Below are 20,313 nucleotides of genomic sequence, written 5' to 3'. Positions count from 1 at the left end.
TGGTCAGCCGAAGCGGAGAAGTCTCGTGCTTCGGTTTTTTAATGGTTTCATCATATGTGAATGCATAACGCCGGCCCTTCAGCAGCAGAGTTTCGTTTTGTTTTCAGTTTAAATAGAATAAATGAATTATTTATATTTTTTTAAAAGTTATAATTTGTTAAAATAGTAGAAAAATACATTAAAATAAAGGAGTGTATATATGTCTGTTGGACTTATAAAGATGTGGTTTTCTTTGGGGGCAATGGCTCTTATGTTTATTGCCGTTATTTTCATTTTGTTAAGTCGTCATAAAATAAAGAATTCGTTTTTGAAAGGTTTTACAGCTTTATTTGCATATACATGTATGATTATTTCTGGAGTTATTATTTTTCTTGTTGTATTTAGCGGGCCAATTGAACAATAGAAACTAAAGGACGGATTTTTGATGAAGAAAATACTAATGATTTTCGTATTATGTTGTACTAGTATGCTATCTGGGTGTCTATATCCGAAAGAAAAGGTACAACAAAATGTAGTACCATATGAAGATCAATTACAAGCAGTGCAAACAGCAGTTAATACATATAGAGAACAAAATGATCATATATTGCCTATTAAAACACGCGATATGAATACACCAATCTATCAAAAATATCCGATTGATTTTCAAAAGATCACACCTAGGTTTATGCAAGAACCACCTGGAAATGCTTTTGAAAGCGGAGGTATTTATCAGTATGTATTAGTTAATGTAGAAACAAATCCAACTGTGAAATTAATTGATGTTCGAATGGCTGAACAAATTCGAGATCTAAAGTTGAAACTACAAATCTATCGTGATGAGCATCAATATCCACCGTTTAAAAAAGTAATTACAGATGGTGTGTATGAGCTTGACTATAAAAAAATGGGATATAAAGAAATTCCCCAAGTGGAAAGTCCGTATTCTGGTAAAAACTTACCTTTTGTTATCGATGAGAAAGGTGAGGTGTATATTGATTATCGTATTGATTTATACGACATGTTACAAAAATATGGTGATGAAGTGAAAGAAGGAGAAGATATTCGCCAGTTGTTTGTGAAACATACCCCATTTGTCCCTGTGTATTCTTTGCCGTATACAGTAAAGAACAAAGAACCAATTTTTTTTAAGTGATAAGTCATGAACCTTTCTTCTAACGAATAAGTTCTAGAAGAAGGGTTTTTTACTTCTTGAAACATTCGCATCGCATACAAAAAGTTCTTTTTAAATAGTGATATGAAATTGGGACAAAATCATATGCTGTACAGTCCAAACTACAAGAATAATCATGATTTATTCCCAAAAATGTTGAGGGAGGGAATCACTTGGAAAAGGTTGATATTTTTAAAGATATCGCTGAGCGTACAGGCGGTGATATTTATCTAGGGGTTGTAGGAGCTGTTCGGACAGGAAAATCCACTTTTATTAAGAAATTTATGGAGCTAGTTGTTATTCCTAACATCGAAAACGATTCGGATCGTCAGCGTGCACAAGATGAACTGCCGCAAAGTGCGGCAGGGCGCACAATTATGACCACAGAGCCCAAGTTTGTTCCAAACCAAGCGGTTTCTATCCATGTTGATGACGGACTTGATGTGAATATCCGCTTAGTAGATTGTGTAGGTTATACTGTCCCAGGAGCGAAGGGATATGAAGATGAAAATGGACCACGTATGATTAATACACCGTGGTATGAAGAACCAATTCCATTTCATGAAGCAGCGGAAATTGGGACACGGAAAGTAATTCAAGAACATTCTACAATCGGTGTAGTTATTACAACCGATGGAACAATTGGAGAAATCCCGCGCCGCGACTACATTGAAGCGGAGGCACGGGTTGTAAATGAGTTAAAAGAAGTTGGAAAACCTTTCATTATGATTATTAATACAGTACAGCCATATCATCCTGATACAGAACAACTTCGTCAAAGTCTAGTAGAAGAATATGATATTCCAGTGTTAGCAATGAGCGTAGAAGGGTTAAGAGAAGGTGATGTATACAATGTACTGCGCGAGGCATTATATGAGTTCCCTGTTTTAGAAGTGAATGTAAATCTTCCAAGTTGGGTAATGGTATTAAATGACAACCACTGGCTTCGTCAAAGCTATCAAGAGGCTGTTCAAGAAACCGTAAAAGATATTAAGCGTCTTCGTGATGTTGACCGCGTTGTATGGCAATTTAGTCAATATGAATTTATTGATCGGGCAAGTCTTGCAGGAATTGATATGGGGCAAGGTGTTGCTGAGATAGACTTATATGCACCAGATGAATTATATGATCAAATTTTAAAAGAAGTGGTAGGCGTTGAAATTCGTGGTAGAGATCATTTGTTAAAATTAATGCTTGACCTTGCTCACGCGAAAACAGAATATGATCAAGTTGCAGATGCACTAAAAATGGTAAAACAAACAGGATACGGTGTTGCAGCACCAGCACTAGCAGATATGAGCTTAGATGAACCAGAAATCATTCGACATGGATCGCGCTTTGGGGTGAAATTAAAAGCTGTTGCCCCATCTATTCATATGATTAAAGTCGATGTGGAATCAACATTTGAACCAATTATTGGAACAGAAAAACAAAGTGAAGAGCTTGTTCGCTATTTAATGCAAGATTTCGAAGATGACCCACTTTCTATTTGGAATTCAGATATTTTTGGACGATCACTTAGCTCTATCGTTCGAGAAGGGATTCAGGCAAAATTATCATTAATGCCAGAAAATGCTCGTTATAAATTAAAAGAAACGTTAGAACGAATTATAAATGAAGGATCAGGCGGTTTAATAGCAATTATTTTATAATCGAAAGACTCCTTATTTGGGAGTCTTTTTTTGTTTTTCTCTGAAAAATAAAATGTCATTATCTAATACTTTATAGGTGATTGTCAAGTTTCATCAGTTTTTCGCATTTTCATGGCAACATTTTCTTTAAAAATATTGAATTATAAAGGAGAATCGTATAATATAGGCCTAGATAATGATTTATCTACATCATTGTAGTATAGAATTTGTAAAAATTGCCTACAAATGAAGGTAAGACTCATTTTATGATCATTATACAGTCGTATCTTTGGGAGGAGGTGAATGGCATGAACAAGACAGATTTAATCAATGCTGTTGCAGAAGCAAGTTCCCTTTCTAAAAAGGATGCAACAAAAGCAGTTGACGCTGTTTTTGATTCCATCTTAGAAGCTTTAAAGCAAGGTGATAAAGTACAACTTATCGGATTTGGTAACTTCGAAGTTCGTGAGCGTGCGGCTCGTAAAGGACGCAACCCACAAACTGGTGAGGAGATTGAAATCGCGGCAAGCAAAGTACCTGCATTCAAACCTGGTAAAGCGCTAAAAGATGCGGTTAAATAATCCTTACATATTTACAGGGAAGAAGAGTTTCCTTATTGGAAACTCTTCTTTTTGCATTTAAAAACATATATATGCTAGAATGTGTTCGTAGTATTTTTAGGTTTTATTCGGGAGGGTTAGCGGATGGCAAATGTAAACTTAGAGCAAATCGAACATGCAGTACGCCTTATTTTAGAAGCAATTGGGGACGACCCAAATCGTGAGGGAGTATTAGATACACCAAAACGTGTTGCAAAGATGTATGCAGAAGTATTTTCTGGTATGCATGAAGATCCAAAAGAACATTTACATAAAGTGTTTGGTGAAGAGCATGAAGAACTTGTATTGGTAAAAGACATTCCGTTCTTTTCTATGTGTGAGCATCATCTTGTTCCGTTTTATGGCGTTGCTCATGTTGCATATATTCCACGTGGTGGAAAAGTAACAGGGTTAAGTAAATTGGCACGTACAGTAGATACAGTTGCACGTCGACCACAATTACAAGAACGAATTACATCAACAGTAGCAGATTCTATTATGGAAGTGTTAGAGCCGCATGGTGTAATGGTTGTTGTAGAAGCAGAGCATATGTGCATGACAATGCGCGGTGTGAAAAAACCTGGTGCGAAAACTGTAACAACTGCAGTGCGTGGTGTGTTAGAAACAGACGCACCAGCACGTGCGGAGATTCTATCTTTTATTAAGACGAATTAGTAGGAAAGCAGGAGACTGCTTTTCTTTTTTTATCCCGCATGAACGGGAAGTAAGAACCCCACTGATGGAAGTTACACTTTATGCTAATTTAACAGCCAGGATATGGGGAAATAAAGAGCAATTTTTACTTTGTTTCGTTTCGTCAAGTTTTCTTTATAGAAAAATGAATGAATGTGTTATAATAGATTTTATGAATTAGAAAACAAGGGTGATTTTTGTGGGTAACATCTACGGAGGGTTTACGGATATAAAGGAGCAGCTATATAAGAAACTACGCCATCCTTATTTTATAAAATATATTGAAGAACCAGTTATTGATGAAAAAAAATTAGCGTTCTTATATTCCATTTTAAAAAGTGCAAACTTACATAGAGAGCAAATTGAACATTACGTAGTAACCATTATGCTTGTGCAAATTGCTTTAGATACACATGAGAAAGTATCAAATAAAGAGGAGACGGATGGGTTTCATAAGCGGCGCCAACTAACAGTATTAGCAGGGGATTATTACAGCGGACTATACTATTATTTACTTTCAATGAATCATGATATTACACTCATTCGTGCGTTGGCAGAAGGTATTAAACAGATTAATGAACATAAAATTATGTTATATCAGCAAACATATGAAACGATAGAAGAAATGTTAAGTAGTGTAGGGATGATTGAATCGGCTCTTTTACAAAAAACATGTGATCATTTTCAAGTGACACATGTAAAGTCAACAATTAACAATATGTTGGCAATCGCTCGTTTGCAAACTGAGTATCAAATATTCTTGAAGAAAGAATCGTCGCCAGTATTTACGATGTTTCAAAAGATTTTATCTTCTGACGATAAAACGAAAGTGGAAAACGTATACAACGAATCGATAAAAAAGATACGAAGTCAAATTGATACTTTGATGCAAGATGATACAGGAATTGAAACATTTTTTTCCACATTGAAAGAGGCGACCTGAGTATTTTGAATTTTACAGTTGGAAGAAGGGTAAAAGCATGCAACAATCAAAAGAAGAAAGAGTACATGACGTATTTGAGAAGATATACAATAAATACGATGTAATGAATTCAGTTATTAGCTTTCAAAGACATAAAACATGGCGCAAAGAAACGATGCAAATTATGGACGTTCAACCTGGCAGCACAGCGCTTGATGTATGTTGTGGAACGGCTGACTGGACGATTGCGCTTGCTGATGCGGTCGGTTCCAATGGAAAAGTATATGGATTAGATTTTAGTAAAAATATGCTTTCGGTTGGAAAAGAGAAAGTGGAAGCTTTACAATTGGATCAAGTAGAATTAATTCATGGTAATGCAATGGAATTACCCTTTGAGGATGACATGTTTGATTATGTCACAATTGGATTTGGACTCCGAAATGTGCCGGATTATATGCAGGTATTAAAAGAGATGACTCGTGTTGTAAAACCGGGCGGGAAGGTTATTTGCTTAGAAACATCGCAGCCGACAATGATTGGAATTCGACAAGGTTATTTTTTATATTTTAAATACATTATGCCTTTATTCGGAAAGCTATTTGCTAAAAGTTATAAAGAATATTCGTGGTTACAAGAATCAGCAAGCACATTTCCAGGAATGAAAGAATTGGCTCGTATGTTTGAAGAAGCTGGACTTGAACAAGTAAGAGTAAAGCCGTTTACTTTTGGAGTTGCCGCAATGCACCTAGGTTATAAGCCGAAGTAAAGTGAAATTATCATCAGTAGGAACTTTATTTCCTGTCGATGGAAAGGTATCACCAATCGGGCTCTAATGGGCGGTTCTCTCCCGTCTATCTTTATTTTTTGTTTCCTCACAATCCTTGAGGTGGGAGTTTTACTTCCCGTTAAAGCGGGATAAAAAAAGAAAAGAAGTTTTAGGTTAAGGTGAACGATATGAAGTTACAACTTATGTATTCTTTTTTACGATCGGATATTGATAAAATTGAGAAAGAGTTAAAAGTGGTTGTTGCTTCTGAGCAACAACTGCTTGAAGAAGCTGCGTTGCAACTGATTGAGGCCGGTGGAAAACGAATCCGACCTGTTTTCGTTCTGCTTGCGGGGAAATTTGGAAATTATAAACTCGATGTAATTAAACATGTTGCGGTTGCATTAGAGCTTATTCATATGGCTTCTCTTGTGCACGACGATGTAATTGATGCTGCTCTTTTAAGAAGAGGAAGTGCGACTGTAAATGCAAACTGGGGCGATCGCATTGCAATGTATACAGGTGATTATTTGTTTGCAAAGTCTCTAGAGTGCATTACAAATTTAGAGAGTCCAGAAGTGCATAAAGCATTATCGCATACGATTCTTGAAGTGTGTAAAGGAGAAATTGAGCAAATTAAAGATAAGTATGACTTTGGACAAAATTTACGAACGTATTTACGTCGTATTAAACGAAAAACAGCGCTTTTAATTGCCGCGAGTTGCCAATTAGGAGCGATTGCATCTGGTGCATGCCGTGATACAGTGAATCGTTTATTTTGGTATGGTTACTTTGTTGGCATGTCTTATCAAATTATTGATGATATTTTAGATTTTGTGTCGACAGAAGAAAAGCTTGGAAAACCGGCGGGCGGAGATTTATTGCAAGGTAATATTACACTTCCTGCTTTATATGCGATGGAAGATCCTAAACTTCGCGAGAGAATTGTTAGAGTTAATGAAAATACGCCTACAAATGAAATGAAAGAAATTATTGAAGCGGTCAAAAATAGTAATGCAATTGATCAAGCTTTTGCATTTAGTGAAAGATATTTACATAAAGCATTAGAAGTTATTAAGCCGTTGCCTCGTAGCCAGGCGAAATTGGCATTGCAAAATGTTGCAAAGTATATAGGGAAACGTAAATTTTAAATGTTTTTCGAGGAAAATAATAATCTCTCCATTTCAAAACTGTTGCACAATTTTGATAACGGTGATACTATGTGTTTGGGGATGTACAATTACATACATAATAGGAAGTGGAGAGATTTATTATGGAAAAAACATTTTTAATGGTAAAACCAGATGGTGTACAGCGTGCAGTCATTGGGGAGATTGTTGCTAGATTTGAAAGAAAGGGCTTTCAACTAGTTGGTGCTAAGCTTATGCAAGTAACACCAGAGATTGCTGGACAACATTATGCTGAACATAAAGAGAGACCTTTCTTCGGTGAATTAGTAGATTTCATCACATCTGGACCTGTTTTTGCAATGGTATGGCAAGGTGAAGGTGTTGTTGAGACAGCTCGTAACATGATGGGCAAAACAAGACCAAATGAAGCTGCACCTGGTACAATTCGCGGTGACTTTGGAGTAACTGTTGCGAAAAACATTATTCATGGCTCAGATTCTCTTGAAAGTGCAGAGCGTGAAATTGGTATTTTCTTTAACAAAGAAGAGCTAGTTGAGTATTCTAGATCAATGAATGAGTGGATTTACTAATTATTTCGAAATAATTTGTAAACGCTTTAAAATATAGTGGGAAAGCGCAAGAAAGGATGGTTACATTCCTTCTTGCGCTTTTTTTGTTTCGTATTTATGTAAATCCAGTTTGATTTTTTAATACATAAGTCATTGCTATGCAGAATAAAAAGTGATCTGCACTTGTTTTCTTTGTTTTCGTATTGCAAGTGGCAGGAAAAGGGACTGACCGGTTCTATACGTGGTCAAATGCTCTCACCCACCTAAAAAAATGGTTTTTTATGTCGTTTTTTCAATTTGTACTTATTTAGTTACGAATCAATAGAGGTTATGATATAGTGTTACATAAATACTGAAATAAAGGGGAGTAACCGATGCGATATATAACAGCTGGTGAATCTCACGGACCACAACTAACAACAATATTAGAGGGGATTCCGGCAGGTTTATCTTTAGTAGCGGATGATATTAATACAGAGTTAGCAAGAAGACAAAAAGGGCATGGTCGCGGACGCCGCATGCAAATTGAAAAAGATCAAGTTCAAATTTTAAGTGGTGTTCGTCATGGATATACAATTGGTGCTCCGATTACGCTCGTTGTCGAAAATCGTGATTTTACACATTGGACAAAAATTATGGGAGCAGAGCCGTTAACAGAAGAAGAATCAAAAGAGATGAAACGACAAATTACACGACCTCGTCCAGGACATGCAGATTTAAATGGTGCGATTAAATATGGTCATCGTGATATGCGCAACGTATTAGAGCGTTCTTCAGCTAGAGAAACGACGGTTCGTGTAGCTGCTGGAGCTGTTGCAAAGCGCATTTTAGAAGAACTGGGTATAAAAGTAGCAGGGCATGTAATTGAAATTGGAGGAGTGAAAGCGGAGAAGCAGTCGTATGACTCTATTGAAGAGTTACAAACGATTACAGAGGCATCTCCTGTTCGTTGTCTAGATGAAGAAGCAGCGCAGAAAATGATGCAAGCAATTGATGATGCAAAAACAAACGGAGATTCTATCGGAGGGATCGTCGAAGTTGTTGTAGAAGGTATGCCAGTTGGTGTTGGAAGTTATGTGCATTATGATCGTAAATTAGATGCAAAACTTGCAGCTGCAATCATGAGTATTAATGCATTTAAAGGTGTGGAGATTGGGATTGGCTTTGAGGCAGCTCATAAGCCGGGAAGTCTTGTCCATGACGAGATTTTATGGGATAAAGATAATGGATATACGAGACGTACAAACAATGCAGGTGGATTAGAGGGCGGTATGACGACAGGTATGCCAGTTGTTGTTCGCGGAGTCATGAAACCAATTCCAACTTTATATAAACCGCTGCAAAGTATTGATATTGATACGAAAGAAGCGTTTCAAGCAAGTATTGAGCGTTCTGATAGCTGTGCTGTACCGGCAGCAAGTGTTGTAGCGGAAGCTGTTGTAGCTTGGGAGCTGGCTGCAGCTGTGATTGAACAATTCGGGATGGATCGCATTGATTTAATTCGTGAAAATATTGAGAAACATAACGAATATGCGAGGGAATTTTGATGAAGACAATACAGATTCAAACAGGTTCCAAACAATATAATGTGTATGTTGGAAATCACGCATTGTTACAATTATCAAAGATTATAGAAAATATGAAACCAGCTGTTTCAAGTATTCTACTGATTTCTGATGAAACGGTAGCTTCATTCCATCTAGATGAAGTGAAAAATATTTTGCAATTAGAAAAAGATGTGTTTTCATTTGTGATTCCGAGCGGTGAAAAAGAAAAATCGTTTGAAAATTACTATGCGGTTCAAACGTTTGCGCTTGAAAAAGGTCTAGATCGTCATTCGCTTATTATTGCACTTGGCGGCGGAATGATTGGAGATTTAGCGGGATTTGTTGCGGCGACGTTTATGAGAGGTATTCGATTTGTACAGGTACCAACAACGTTACTTGCGCATGATAGTGCAGTTGGAGGTAAGGTTGCAATCAATCATCCGCTTGGGAAAAATATGATTGGTGCATTTCATCAGCCAGAAGCGGTGATTTACCATACTCCGTTTTTAAATTCTCTTCCAGAAAAAGAATGGCGCTCTGGTTTTGCAGAAGTAATTAAACATTCGTTTATCGGAGATGTAGAATTATATCATTGGCTGCGCGAAGAAGTGAAAACATTAACTGATTTAAGAGATGATAAGTTAATTTATACACTGCAGCGTGCGATTCCAGTAAAAGCAAAAATTGTTGCAGAGGATGAAACTGAAAAAGGTGTTCGCGCTTACTTAAATTTTGGGCATACACTTGGACATGCTCTAGAAAAAGAGATGGGATATGGAAACATCACACATGGTGATGGTGTTGCCATCGGCATGTTATTTGCCATCTTTTTAAGTGAACAAATATATGAAAAAGATCTTCAATACAAGGAAATCAAACGGTGGTTTACTGCATATGGCTATCCGAGCATGCCAAGTAAACTTGATGTGAATCGCCTCGTTCAATTGATGAAACAAGATAAAAAAGCGAATGGTGGAACAATTCGTATGGTCCTTATGCAGGAAATTGGGGTAGTGGATGTCGTATCTATTTCAGATGAGACCGTCCGAACCGCTTTAGAAGCATTTCAAAGAGAGGAGGAGTCTATTTGATTCGCGCAATTCGCGGCGCAACTACAGTCGATTGCAATGAAATAGAGGAAATATTGACTGCAACCGAGCGTTTAGTGAAAGAAATGGCAAGTACTAATGGGGTTTCTCCTGCTGATATTGTATCTGTATTAATTTCCACAACAACAGATATAAATGCATGTTTTCCAGCAGCTGCATTAAGACGTATTGAGGATTGGTCCTATGTACCGGTCATGTGCATGCAAGAAATAGAAGTTCCAAATGCTCTTGAGAAATGTATTCGCGTTATGATGACGGTTATGATAAATAAACAACAGCATGAAATTTACCATGTCTATTTAGAGAAAGCGGTGCAGCTAAGGCCCGATTTACAAAAATGATAGGGGGAATTTGAATGAAGGTAAAAGAGCAATTATTGTCGTTAAAAGCGTATGTGCCTGGGAGAAATATTGAAGAAGTAAAGAGACAATATGGGTTATCTAAAATTGTGAAACTAGCATCAAATGAAAATCCATTCGGATGTTCAAAACGTGTTTCTGAAGCTTTGGTATCATTAGATGGACAATATGCGCTCTATCCAGACGGTGCAGCGTATGCTCTTCGTGAAAAACTAGCAGATCATCTTCATGTAAAAAGAGAACAAATTTTATTTGGCAGCGGCTTAGATGAAGTGATTCAAATGATTAGTCGTACTCTGTTACAAGAAGGAACAAATGTTGTCATGGCAAAGCCGACATTTTCACAATACCGTCATCATGCAGTAATTGAAAAAGCTGAAGTACGTGAAGTGCCTTTAAAAGAGGGGACACATGATTTAGAGGCAATGCTTGCGCAAGTTGATGAGCATACACGTATCATATGGATTTGTAACCCTAATAATCCGACGGGAACGTACGTTTCGATGGAACGGTTACGTTCATTCTTAGAAGCAGTTCCGAAAACAGCACTTGTTATTATGGATGAAGCATACTATGAGTATGCTGGGGCTGAAGATTATCCGCAAACAGTACCGCTTCTAGAGAAGTATGAAAACCTTATGGTGTTACGTACGTTTTCAAAAGCATACGGATTAGCATCATTTCGTATTGGTTATGCAATCGGAAATGAAAACTTAATGCGTTCGTTAGAGGTAGCAAGATTACCATTTAATACGTCATCAATTGCACAGGTAGTTGCGCAAGCCGCGATAGAAGATCAAGCGTTTTTGCAAGAGTGTGTGAAAGTGAATAATAAAGGATTACAGCAATATTACGATTTTTGTGAGAAGTATCAAGTGTTTTATTATCCATCACAGGCGAATTTTATCTTTTTAGAACTTGGTCTCCCAGGGGATGAAGTATTTGAAAGATTACTACAAAAAGGATATATCGTTCGTTCTGGTGGCCCGCTTGGTTTACCAAATGGTATTCGTATTACGGTTGGAACGAAAGAAGAGAATGCAGAGATTATTGCAGTTCTTACTGAACTTGTAAAAGAGAATTTGGAAAAAGAAGAGACATACTCATAAGAAAAGAAACGGCTCCATTATTAGGAGTCGTTTTTTTCATTCTATTTGCGTAAAGAAGAAGGAAAGAAGTACAATAAAGTGAACCTTCCATCTGTGTGGAAGATTCTTCATCCCACACAGATGGAAAGCTCTCACCAATCGGGCTCTTCCTGCCCAAAAGCATTAAGATAAAAAAAGAATACATATGTGAACATTAATAGAGGTGATAGAGGTGAAACGATTAACAAAGCTTAGGAACGGATTAAATGGAACGATTTTTGTTCCTGGGGATAAATCCATTTCGCATCGCGCTGTTATGTTTGGGGCAATTGCAGAAGGAACAACGAAGATTACAAATTTTCTTCAGGGTGAAGATTGTTTAAGTACGATTGCGTGCTTTCAAAAGTTAGGAATTAGGATTGAGCAAAATAGTAACGATGTCACTGTATATGGAAAAGGGTTACAAAGACTAGTAGAACCGACAGAAGTATTAGATGTTGGAAATTCAGGAACGACAATTCGGTTGATGCTTGGTATACTAGCAAATGCATTGTTTCATTGTACAGTTATCGGAGATTCTTCAATTGGAAAGCGTCCGATGAAACGTGTTACAGAACCCCTTCGTCAAATGGGCGCTAAAATTGATGGAAGAGAAGATGGACAATATACGCCTCTTTCTATTCGGGGAGGAAATATAAAAGGCATACATTATCGTTCACCCGTGGCAAGTGCACAGGTGAAATCAGCTGTTTTACTTGCAGGGCTACAAGGAGAAGGCGTGACAGCTGTGACAGAACCATTACAATCTCGTGATCATACAGAGCGTATGTTACGTACATTTGGTTGCGATGTTACTGTTGATGGATTAACTGTCTCATTAGAAGGTGGACAAAAGCTTTCTGCGGCGAATATTGAGGTGCCAGGAGATATCTCTTCAGCTGCCTTTTTCTTAGTTGCAGGTGCAATTGTACCAAATAGTAAAGTTGTATTAAAAAACGTTGGGTTAAATCCGACAAGAACTGGAATTCTTGATGTGTTATCACAAATGGGGGCGAATTTGTCAATAGATAATATTCGTAATGAAGAGTTTGAGCCATGCGGTGATATTACAATTGAAACCTCAAAATTAAGAGGAATAGAAGTTAGCGGTGCGCTTATTCCTAAATTAATTGATGAAATTCCAATTTTGGCACTGTTAGCAACCCAAGCAGAAGGGACAACTGTGATTAAAGATGCGGAAGAATTAAAAGTAAAAGAAACGAATCGTATTGATACAGTTGTAAATGAATTAAAAAAACTAGGAGCGCATATTGAAGCAACAGAAGATGGTATGATTGTGCATGGTAAAACGCAATTACATGGAAACGTAGTAAATAGCCACGGTGATCATCGTATCGGTATGATGCTAGGCATTGCATCGTGTATAGCAGACGGAGAAGTTATAATTGAAAATAGCGAGGCAGTAGCTGTGTCATATCCGAACTTCTTTGAACAGTTACATATGCTGCAAAACTAAAAAGAATCTTTTCTTTTTGAGAAGGTTCTTTTCTTTTTCACACTGTTGCTTACATAGAGACAGTTGTTTATTATGGAATTTACATAAGTATTTATATAAAGGAGAAAGTTATGCAAAAGTTTGAACAAGCTGTTACATATATTGAAAACGGTGAAGTAGAGAAAGGATTACAACTATTAGCAGAGCAAGTAAAACAAGGTACGGATGAAGAAAAGTATGATATTGCACGTTATTACTATACACTAGGGTTTGTAGATCAAGCGCTAGAAATAGTAGAAGATTTACGTTTGCTATATCCGGAAGAGAGTGAATTCACGCTATTTTTAGCAGAGTTATATATTGATTTAGACAAAGAAGATGAAGCAATTGAAGTCCTTCACGGTATTCAAGAGAATGATGAATTATATGTTCAATCTCTCCTCCTTGCGTCTGATTTATATCAAATGCAAGGTTTTGATGAAGTAGCAGAACAAAAATTATTAAAAGCGAAAGCGATGATGCCAGATGAGCCGGTAATTGCTTTTGGACTTGGGGAATTGTATAGCAGTAAAGGAGAAGATAGTAAAGCAATTCCATATTATGAATCATTACTCCCAGAACATAAAGTGATGGGCGGGGTTGTTGTTCCGCTTCGATTGGCTGAGAATTTAAGTGCACTTGGACAATGGGCTGAAGCAATTTCTTATTACGAGGAAGGTTTAGAGGAGCAGAAGGATATTCATTCTTTATTTGGATTTGCATTTACTTTGTATCAAGGAGAACAGTATCAAAGAGCAATTAGTGTATGGGAAGAATTAAAAGAGTTAGATCCAGAATATGCATCTTTATATATATATTTGGCGAAATGTTACGAAAAAGAAGGAATGCTTCAAGAAAGTTATGAAACACTTCAAGAAGGAATAAAAATTGACGAATTATCGATACCATTTTATGTAGAGTTTGCTAACGTTGCAGCGAAGCTAGGGAAAAGATATGAAGCGGAAGATGCACTTAAGAAAGCATTAGCGATTGATCCTTCGCATTTAGGGGCTACATTAAAGTATTCATACATCTTAAAGGAAGAAGAAAGGTATGAAGAGGTGATTGCTGTTGTAGAAAAAGCCATCGATAACGGGGAAACGGACACGCAATTACTTTGGGATATTGCACATGCAAAAAAACAATTAGAATTGTATTCGGATGCATTAAAACATTACCAAAGTGCATATACTTCTTTTAAGAATCATCCAGATTTCTTGGAGGAGTACGGTTACTTCTTGTTAGAAGAAGGATTGCGAAAAGAGGCGAAAGAAGTATTTACACGTTTATTGCAGCTAGATCCGACACAAACTCATATAGAAGAATTATTATATAATTTAGAGGATTTTTCATAAGTTGGAAGGAAACTGAATGCTGCTTCTTGAATGTAAAAAGAAAAAGAAGGACAGAGGAGGGATTAAGCGCTATGAATACCCCTGTTTCTGTGAATGAAAAGAAAGATTTTGTAAAATGGTTTTTAAATAATTATCAACTGAAACAGCGAGAATGTGTTTGGATTTTAAATTATTTAATGAGTCACGATCAATTAATGGATAAGGTACATTTTGTGGAGCATGCGAAATATTGTCCGCGTGGGTTGGTAATGTCAGCAAATTGCGTGAAAGATTTACCGTTTCATTTTTATAAACAAAATGTAATGACGACTGATGCGGAAAAATCATTTCATGATATTCGCTTAAACAGAGATGAAGATATTTATATTCAGCTCAACTTTAAATCATCTTTCCAAAATGCGAATTATGTGGCAGTACTAGAAGAAAATCCATATTTACCGAAGAATATCGAAGTAAATGAAAAAGATCGTTTATTAGCAGAGCGATTTTTAGAAGAAAGCGTATATTCGTTTCGGAAAGAACGACTTTTGAAATTAATTGACGAAGCGCTTGATACCCATGATGAAGAAGCATTCCGCAAATTCACAGATGAGTTAAAACGCTTATAAACTTCTCTGTGAAAAGAAATTTTGAAAATTTTTAGACTATTAAAAAGAAAAACCGTCTTTTATAGATGGTTTTTCTTTTTTTACCTTTATCTGTATGGTTTAATAGAAATAGAGTGAACTTTCTGTATCATTAGTTGAACCGCTCAGGCTCTTATGGGTAATTATTGCTTGTTTTCTCAATAGGATTATACTGGCCGTTAGAGTGGGAGTAAGGGGAAAAAAGGGGGCTATTAAGTGTGAAGTGGGCTGTGGCAGATGTAGTAGAATACGAACAGGCAAGAGAATATATTGATACGGGAATTATACCGCTTCTTTCAATTTCCTTTGAAAAGGGGATGAAGGAAACAGTCGTAGAAGGAGAATTTATTTCTGTTTTAACGAGAGAGTTAGAGAGGGAGTATAAAGGGAGAGTATTTTTATTACCAGCATTTACGTATGTAGAAGGATGTGTAAGTGAACAGCAGCGTTTGCAAGAATGGACGAATTACCTGAAAGATAAAGGTTTGCAGCATATTGCGCTGATTACGAGTGATTTTTCTTGGAAAGAAATGGAGCATGAATTAACAGAACCGCTATTTTGTTTACAAGCACTGCCGTTAGAGCAGCTTAGTGATCAAACAAAAAGGGAACTAATTCATGCGCAAATAAAAAAAATTATGGAAATATTTACTGAAAAGTGGGAAAATAAATAATAAATTGATAGTTTAGATAATTGTGAGTAGTATGATATTGACCAATGTAGTAGGGTATTATATCATGATAGTGTCCTAGTTTTTATCTTTTATATTAGTTTTTCACGGGGGACAATTTCTGATAGAGGGGGGAAATTTTCGTGAGTGAGAAAGAACACAGGGTGTCAAGAAGACAGTTTTTAAACTACACTCTTACAGGTGTAGGAGGATTTATGGCAGCAGGTATTTTAATGCCAATGACGCGCTTTGCGCTTGATCCAGTTTTAAGGAAAGAAGCAGGGGGCGAGATGGTTGCAGTTGCACAGGTAAAGGATATTACGTCTGAACCGAAGCGCTTCGACTTTAAAGTAAAACAAGTTGACGGTTGGTATAAATCAGAAGAACCAAAGTCAGCTTGGATTCACAAAGATGAAAGCGGAGACATTGTAGCATTTTCTCCAATTTGTAAACATTTAGGGTGTACGGTGAACTGGAATTCGGACAAGTCACATCCAAATCAATTCTACTGTCCGTGCCACGGAGGGCGTTATACAAAAGATGGTATAAATATAAAAGGAACACCACCTCTTGCTCCGCTTGATGTGTATCAATCACAGGTGAAAGATGGAACGCTTTATTTAGGTAAAGCGAAGCCAAGAGGGGGGGCGAAATAGATGTTAAATAAAATTTACGATTGGGTAGATGAACGGCTAGATATTACCCCTTTATGGCGTGACATTGCGGATCATGAAGTGCCGGAACATGTAAATCCAGCGCATCACTTTTCAGCTTTCGTTTACTGTTTTGGAGGACTTACGTTTTTTGTTACGGTTATCCAAATTTTATCAGGAATGTTTTTAACAATGTACTATGTACCAGATATTAAAAATGCGTGGGAATCTGTCTACTATTTACAAAATGAAGTGGCATATGGACAAATTGTTCGCGGTATGCATCACTGGGGCGCAAGTCTTGTTATCGTTATGATGTTTTTACATACACTTCGAGTTTTCTTCCAAGGTGCGTATAAAAAGCCTCGTGAATTAAACTGGATTGTTGGGGTACTTATCTTCTTTGTTATGTTAGGATTAGGTTTTACAGGGTATTTATTACCATGGGATATGAAGGCATTATTTGCAACAAAAGTAGGGCTTCAAATCGCAGAGCAAACACCGCTTATTGGCTCTTATGTAAAAACATTGCTTGCCGGCCACTCCGAAATTGTCGGTGCTCAAACATTAACTCGCTTCTTTGCTATTCACGTATTCTTCTTGCCAGCCGCACTTCTCGGATTAATGGCAGTTCACTTCATCATGATTCGCAAACAAGGTATTTCCGGTCCGCTATAAGATTTTATTAGTTTATAAGGAAAAAACATAATTAAAGGAGGGAGACTATGCATCGCGGCAAAGGGATGAAGTTTGTCGGAGATTCGCGAGTACCTGCTGTTAGAAAACCGAATATTCCGAAAGATTATTCTGAATATCCAGGGAAAACAGAGGCATTTTGGCCAAACTTTTTATTAAAAGAGTGGATGGTTGGTGCAGTCTTTTTAATTGGTTATCTTTGTTTGACAGTAGCACATCCATCACCGCTTGAAAGAATTGCAGATCCTACCGATACAGGGTATATCCCACTTCCAGACTGGTACTTCTTATTTCTGTATCAATTGTTAAAGTATTCTTATGCATCCGGTCCATATACTGTCATTGGTGCATTTATTATGCCAGGTATCGCATTTGGCTCGTTATTACTTGCCCCGTTTCTTGATCGAGGACCGGAACGTCGTCCATTTAAACGCCCGGTTGCAACAGGATTTATGCTTTTAGCATTAGCATCTATCGTTTTCTTAACGTGGCAATCGGTCGCAACACATGACTGGGCAGCTGCGAAAAGACAAGGTGCGATTGTAAAAACGGTACAAGTTGATAAAAATGATGACGGCTATAAAATTATGCAAAAAAATACATGTTTAACATGTCACGGTGATAACTTACAAGGGGGAGCAGCTGCACCATCACTGCAAAACTTGACGTTAAAACCGGAGGAGATTGCAAAAATCGCAAAAGAGGGAAAAGGTGCAATGCCAAAAGGTGTCTTTAAGGGCACAGATGAAGAGTTGAAGAAGGTAACAGAATTTATCGAGAAATATAATAAAAAGTAAATGAGTGCCGACTGCAATTTTGCAGTCGGTTTTTATTTTTTTAGAAGAGAATTTGCTATAATAATAATGTAACTCCATTGCCTTATCATGCTGACTTATGGGAAATGGTGTTTATTTTGAGAAAGTTGAGGTAGTTACATTTTGGTATTTATCTATTTGTTATTAAAACAACGCTCTTTTCTATGGTTATTGCTCATTATTAATATTCTAGGGACAATTTATGGTTATATTTGGTATGGAAATCAATTAAATGAAACCCCTATCATTTTTTTGCCGTTTGTTCCAGATAGTCCGACAGCGAGCTTGTTTTTTGTTTTTGTATTAATTGCATTTTTACAAAAGAAAAATTGGGGTCTAATGGAAGCGTTAGCAGTTGTAACGTTAGTCAAATATGGGATTTGGGCTGTTGTGGTGAATGTATTAACTCTTATTGTGACCGGATACATTGGAATAGAAGGGTATATACTTATTGTTTTTCATCTTGCAATGGCTGTCCAAGGACTTTTATACGCACCATTTTATAGAATGAAATATTGGCATTTTATCATTGCAATTATTTGGACACTGCATAATGATATTATTGATTATTTGTTTGGTCAAATGCCGAAATATAGTGTTATGTTTATGTATGATCGACAAATTGGTTATTTCACATTTTGGCTTAGTATGGTTGTTATAGCTATTACATATTATTTTTGTCTAAGAGAGAAAAGACTAAAGTTTTCTTTATAAATAAAAAATAGGGAATGGGGAAGATGGATGAATTCACATAGTATATATTCAAAAATTTGGAATGGATTCTTATTATGTCTTGTTCCTTTTTGTATCGCTTTTTGTATTTTTTCAATCGCAGTTTTATGTGTTGTATACGGGAAAGAGATTTATTATATAGAAATTGACATGTTAAATATTCCTCAAATGGCAAATATGACAAAAGAGGCAATTATTCAAAACTATGATGCACTTATTACCTATCTTTCCCCTTTTTATGATAAGCCATTACATTTTCCAACATTAGACATGTCTGAGAGAGGACGAATTCATTTTGTTGATGTAAAAAATATCATTGTTTTTATTCAATATGCGATGTATATAAGTATGGGTATATCATTTATCGGGGGAGTCTATCTTTTACGAAAACAAAAGGAAAAGTTTTTGTTGTATGCAGCGATTTTTACAATTGTATTTCCAATTGCATTAATACTCCCGATAGCAATCAATTTTGAAAAGAGTTTCGTATTCTTTCATAAACTTCTTTTTCAAAATGATTATTGGTTGTTTGATCCAGATACTGATCCTATTATCCTTATGTTGCCGGAACAATTCTTTATGCATGCTGCTTGTATAATTTTATTACTTATTTTGTTTGGGAGTGCTTGTTGTTATTTTCTCTATCGTTTTTTTATGAAAAAGAGAGGGATGCATGTAGTAAGTCGTAACGCTTCATCAGAAAAGTAACTTGATAGGTTCAAGGTCTATTCTTGTCCACCAATTCATATAGTGTATTAGAAGCTATAGGGGGGACAAGAATGAAAAGAGTATTAGCTGGAATCATAACGTTTATGTTTATATTGTTTCCTGTTCGCATATATGCAGCTAATTGGAATGAGTTAAATGGATTATTGGATGACTCGTTGCAATTTGTAAAACAAGAGGAATACGATAAAGCAGCGCAAATATTAACGGATTTTTCACAACAATTTTTAACGGTCAATCAAACAAAGAAAGTAGCGCCTGAGCATATTCGTGTTATTTCGCTTGCTTATGATAAAGCATTGCAGTCACTAGAGGAAAAAGGAACGAGTAAACAAATAAAGATAGATGATGTGCTAGCACTTCGTCTCGCATTAGATGCAGAAGTATCGAAATATCAGCCGCTTTGGATGGAACGAGAAGAAAATGTGATGAGTGCATTTAAGCAGGTCGAAAACACAATGCAAAAAGAAGAACATGAACATTTTCAACAGTCGTTAAATGTATTTTTGCATGAATTTGATATTATTTATCCAAGTTTAATGATTGCCTTGCCGGAAGAACAATTACAGCGCATGAATTCTCATTTGTCGTACTTAGATGAATTTCGTTATATGATGATCCAAAATAAGAGTGGTCAAACACAAGTGAAAATTATAAAAGATGATTTAAATAAAATTTTTCGCATGGCGAAAAGGGATGAGGTAGATTCTTCGCTTATATGGTTTATGACTGTAACAGGAGGCATTATTATTTTTACATTAACGTATGTTGGTTGGAGAAAGTATAAAGGGGAAAAAGAAAAACAAAAAAATACAATGCATTCGAAAAATAGATAAGATTGTTTTTAAATGAAGTGAAATAAAGAAGCTATGTTGTAAGGTTTCTTTATTGACAATGTTACAGGAAGAAAATAGAATGGTTATTACTATATGACATAAC

At 36.4% G+C, this 20,313-nt stretch carries 23 protein-coding genes; all 23 read left to right on the top strand.

The features are described from left to right. Positions 1 to 199: 199 nt before the first annotated feature. The 23 genes from AB1279_RS16710 (at position 200) to ypjB (ending at position 20,210) form a co-directional block, all read left to right on the top strand. Positions 200 to 403, top strand: coding sequence for a DUF2768 domain-containing protein (locus AB1279_RS16710; RefSeq protein WP_336482794.1), 204 nt, complete (start codon positions 200 to 202; stop codon positions 401 to 403). Between the two features lie 21 nt (positions 404 to 424). Then, positions 425 to 1,135 carry a hypothetical protein gene (locus AB1279_RS16705; protein ID WP_429759969.1) on the top strand — a complete coding sequence of 237 codons (711 nt, stop codon included), beginning with the start codon at positions 425 to 427 and terminating at the stop codon, positions 1,133 to 1,135. A gap of 191 nt (positions 1,136 to 1,326) precedes the next feature. Continuing rightward, complete coding sequence (gene spoIVA / locus AB1279_RS16700) at positions 1,327 to 2,805, top strand: stage IV sporulation protein A (protein WP_336482796.1); 1,479 nt, start codon at positions 1,327 to 1,329, stop codon at positions 2,803 to 2,805. A gap of 287 nt (positions 2,806 to 3,092) precedes the next feature. Further along, positions 3,093 to 3,365, top strand: coding sequence for an HU family DNA-binding protein (locus tag AB1279_RS16695; RefSeq protein WP_001043860.1), 273 nt, complete (start codon positions 3,093 to 3,095; stop codon positions 3,363 to 3,365). Between the two features lie 123 nt (positions 3,366 to 3,488). Then, on the top strand, positions 3,489 to 4,058 hold the full coding sequence (gene folE / locus AB1279_RS16690) for a GTP cyclohydrolase I FolE (protein WP_154709048.1): 570 nt from the start codon (positions 3,489 to 3,491) through the stop codon (positions 4,056 to 4,058). 217 nt (positions 4,059 to 4,275) lie between these two features. Then, on the top strand, positions 4,276 to 5,019 hold the full coding sequence (locus AB1279_RS16685) for a heptaprenyl diphosphate synthase component 1 (RefSeq protein WP_429759967.1): 744 nt from the start codon (positions 4,276 to 4,278) through the stop codon (positions 5,017 to 5,019). 37 nt (positions 5,020 to 5,056) lie between these two features. Next, positions 5,057 to 5,764, top strand: coding sequence for a demethylmenaquinone methyltransferase (locus AB1279_RS16680; protein WP_429759965.1), 708 nt, complete (start codon positions 5,057 to 5,059; stop codon positions 5,762 to 5,764). Positions 5,765 to 5,952: 188 nt separating this feature from the next. Further along, the gene (hepT, locus tag AB1279_RS16675) at positions 5,953 to 6,915 is read left to right on the top strand and encodes a heptaprenyl diphosphate synthase component II (protein WP_336482799.1); all 963 of its coding nucleotides are present in this window, start codon (positions 5,953 to 5,955) and stop codon (positions 6,913 to 6,915) included. 122 nt (positions 6,916 to 7,037) lie between these two features. Next, positions 7,038 to 7,484 (top strand): nucleoside-diphosphate kinase, encoded by a 447-nt coding sequence (gene ndk, locus AB1279_RS16670; RefSeq protein WP_230574018.1) that lies wholly within the window; start codon positions 7,038 to 7,040, stop codon positions 7,482 to 7,484. 353 nt (positions 7,485 to 7,837) lie between these two features. Then, complete coding sequence (gene aroC / locus AB1279_RS16665) at positions 7,838 to 9,010, top strand: chorismate synthase (protein WP_429759963.1); 1,173 nt, start codon at positions 7,838 to 7,840, stop codon at positions 9,008 to 9,010. Continuing rightward, the gene (gene aroB / locus AB1279_RS16660) at positions 9,010 to 10,101 is read left to right on the top strand and encodes a 3-dehydroquinate synthase (RefSeq protein WP_429750938.1); all 1,092 of its coding nucleotides are present in this window, start codon (positions 9,010 to 9,012) and stop codon (positions 10,099 to 10,101) included. The genes aroC and aroB overlap by 1 nt, the downstream gene beginning before the upstream one ends. Further along, a complete protein-coding gene (gene aroH / locus AB1279_RS16655; protein ID WP_429759961.1) occupies positions 10,098 to 10,460 on the top strand; it encodes a chorismate mutase in 363 nt (120 codons plus the stop codon). The genes aroB and aroH overlap by 4 nt, the downstream gene beginning before the upstream one ends. A 14-nt stretch (positions 10,461 to 10,474) precedes the next feature. Further along, on the top strand, positions 10,475 to 11,587 hold the full coding sequence (hisC, locus tag AB1279_RS16650) for a histidinol-phosphate transaminase (RefSeq protein WP_429759959.1): 1,113 nt from the start codon (positions 10,475 to 10,477) through the stop codon (positions 11,585 to 11,587). A 205-nt stretch (positions 11,588 to 11,792) separates the two neighbouring features. Next, the gene (aroA, locus tag AB1279_RS16645) at positions 11,793 to 13,082 is read left to right on the top strand and encodes a 3-phosphoshikimate 1-carboxyvinyltransferase (RefSeq protein WP_429761451.1); all 1,290 of its coding nucleotides are present in this window, start codon (positions 11,793 to 11,795) and stop codon (positions 13,080 to 13,082) included. A gap of 110 nt (positions 13,083 to 13,192) precedes the next feature. Then, positions 13,193 to 14,455: a tetratricopeptide repeat protein gene (locus AB1279_RS16640; protein ID WP_429759957.1), complete on the top strand. Its 1,263-nt coding sequence runs from the start codon at positions 13,193 to 13,195 to the stop codon at positions 14,453 to 14,455. Positions 14,456 to 14,526: 71 nt separating this feature from the next. Continuing rightward, the gene (locus tag AB1279_RS16635; RefSeq protein ID WP_429750931.1) at positions 14,527 to 15,063 is read left to right on the top strand and encodes a ReoY family proteolytic degradation factor; all 537 of its coding nucleotides are present in this window, start codon (positions 14,527 to 14,529) and stop codon (positions 15,061 to 15,063) included. 236 nt (positions 15,064 to 15,299) lie between these two features. Next, positions 15,300 to 15,755, top strand: coding sequence for a YpiF family protein (locus AB1279_RS16630; protein WP_429759955.1), 456 nt, complete (start codon positions 15,300 to 15,302; stop codon positions 15,753 to 15,755). 140 nt (positions 15,756 to 15,895) lie between these two features. Beyond that, positions 15,896 to 16,408, top strand: coding sequence for a menaquinol-cytochrome c reductase iron-sulfur subunit (gene qcrA / locus AB1279_RS16625; RefSeq protein ID WP_429750927.1), 513 nt, complete (start codon positions 15,896 to 15,898; stop codon positions 16,406 to 16,408). Next, the gene (gene qcrB, locus AB1279_RS16620) at positions 16,409 to 17,083 is read left to right on the top strand and encodes a menaquinol-cytochrome c reductase cytochrome b subunit (protein ID WP_377881256.1); all 675 of its coding nucleotides are present in this window, start codon (positions 16,409 to 16,411) and stop codon (positions 17,081 to 17,083) included. A gap of 47 nt (positions 17,084 to 17,130) precedes the next feature. Continuing rightward, positions 17,131 to 17,898: a menaquinol-cytochrome c reductase cytochrome b/c subunit gene (locus tag AB1279_RS16615; RefSeq protein WP_336482811.1), complete on the top strand. Its 768-nt coding sequence runs from the start codon at positions 17,131 to 17,133 to the stop codon at positions 17,896 to 17,898. A 141-nt stretch (positions 17,899 to 18,039) separates the two neighbouring features. Further along, positions 18,040 to 18,630, top strand: a complete 591-nt coding sequence (locus AB1279_RS16610; protein WP_429750923.1) for a DUF1405 domain-containing protein — start codon at positions 18,040 to 18,042, stop codon at positions 18,628 to 18,630. Positions 18,631 to 18,657: 27 nt separating this feature from the next. After that, entirely contained in the window at positions 18,658 to 19,356 is a 699-nt protein-coding gene (locus tag AB1279_RS16605; protein WP_429759953.1) for a TIGR01906 family membrane protein, read from the top strand. A gap of 71 nt (positions 19,357 to 19,427) precedes the next feature. Beyond that, positions 19,428 to 20,210, top strand: coding sequence for a sporulation protein YpjB (ypjB, locus tag AB1279_RS16600; protein ID WP_429759951.1), 783 nt, complete (start codon positions 19,428 to 19,430; stop codon positions 20,208 to 20,210). Positions 20,211 to 20,313 lie beyond the last annotated feature (103 nt).

It is taken from the genome of Bacillus sp. S14(2024), from assembly GCF_050473785.1.
GTDB lineage: Bacteria > Bacillota > Bacilli > Bacillales > Bacillaceae_G > Bacillus_A > Bacillus_A yunxiaonensis.
The sequence above is the reverse complement of the archived record's forward strand: the minus strand, read 5'-3'. Positions and strand labels throughout refer to the sequence as shown.

Excerpts from the sequence above, each read along its gene's own strand:
- hisC (WP_429759959.1), top strand. The coding sequence starts at position 10,475 with ATGAAGGTAAAAGAGCAATTATTGTCGTTAAAAGCGTATGTGCCTGGG.
- AB1279_RS16635 (WP_429750931.1), top strand. The coding sequence starts at position 14,527 with ATGAATACCCCTGTTTCTGTGAATGAAAAGAAAGATTTTGTAAAATGG.
- qcrB (WP_377881256.1), top strand. The coding sequence starts at position 16,409 with ATGTTAAATAAAATTTACGATTGGGTAGATGAACGGCTAGATATTACC.
- AB1279_RS16695 (WP_001043860.1), top strand. The coding sequence starts at position 3,093 with ATGAACAAGACAGATTTAATCAATGCTGTTGCAGAAGCAAGTTCCCTT.
- AB1279_RS16640 (WP_429759957.1), top strand. The coding sequence starts at position 13,193 with ATGCAAAAGTTTGAACAAGCTGTTACATATATTGAAAACGGTGAAGTA.
- aroC (WP_429759963.1), top strand. The coding sequence starts at position 7,838 with ATGCGATATATAACAGCTGGTGAATCTCACGGACCACAACTAACAACA.
- ypjB (WP_429759951.1), top strand. The coding sequence starts at position 19,428 with ATGAAAAGAGTATTAGCTGGAATCATAACGTTTATGTTTATATTGTTT.
- aroB (WP_429750938.1), top strand. The coding sequence starts at position 9,010 with ATGAAGACAATACAGATTCAAACAGGTTCCAAACAATATAATGTGTAT.
- ndk (WP_230574018.1), top strand. The coding sequence starts at position 7,038 with ATGGAAAAAACATTTTTAATGGTAAAACCAGATGGTGTACAGCGTGCA.
- AB1279_RS16605 (WP_429759953.1), top strand. The coding sequence starts at position 18,658 with ATGAATTCACATAGTATATATTCAAAAATTTGGAATGGATTCTTATTA.
- folE (WP_154709048.1), top strand. The coding sequence starts at position 3,489 with ATGGCAAATGTAAACTTAGAGCAAATCGAACATGCAGTACGCCTTATT.
- AB1279_RS16680 (WP_429759965.1), top strand. The coding sequence starts at position 5,057 with ATGCAACAATCAAAAGAAGAAAGAGTACATGACGTATTTGAGAAGATA.
- AB1279_RS16705 (WP_429759969.1), top strand. The coding sequence starts at position 425 with ATGAAGAAAATACTAATGATTTTCGTATTATGTTGTACTAGTATGCTA.
- hepT (WP_336482799.1), top strand. The coding sequence starts at position 5,953 with ATGAAGTTACAACTTATGTATTCTTTTTTACGATCGGATATTGATAAA.
- AB1279_RS16615 (WP_336482811.1), top strand. The coding sequence starts at position 17,131 with ATGCATCGCGGCAAAGGGATGAAGTTTGTCGGAGATTCGCGAGTACCT.
- AB1279_RS16710 (WP_336482794.1), top strand. The coding sequence starts at position 200 with ATGTCTGTTGGACTTATAAAGATGTGGTTTTCTTTGGGGGCAATGGCT.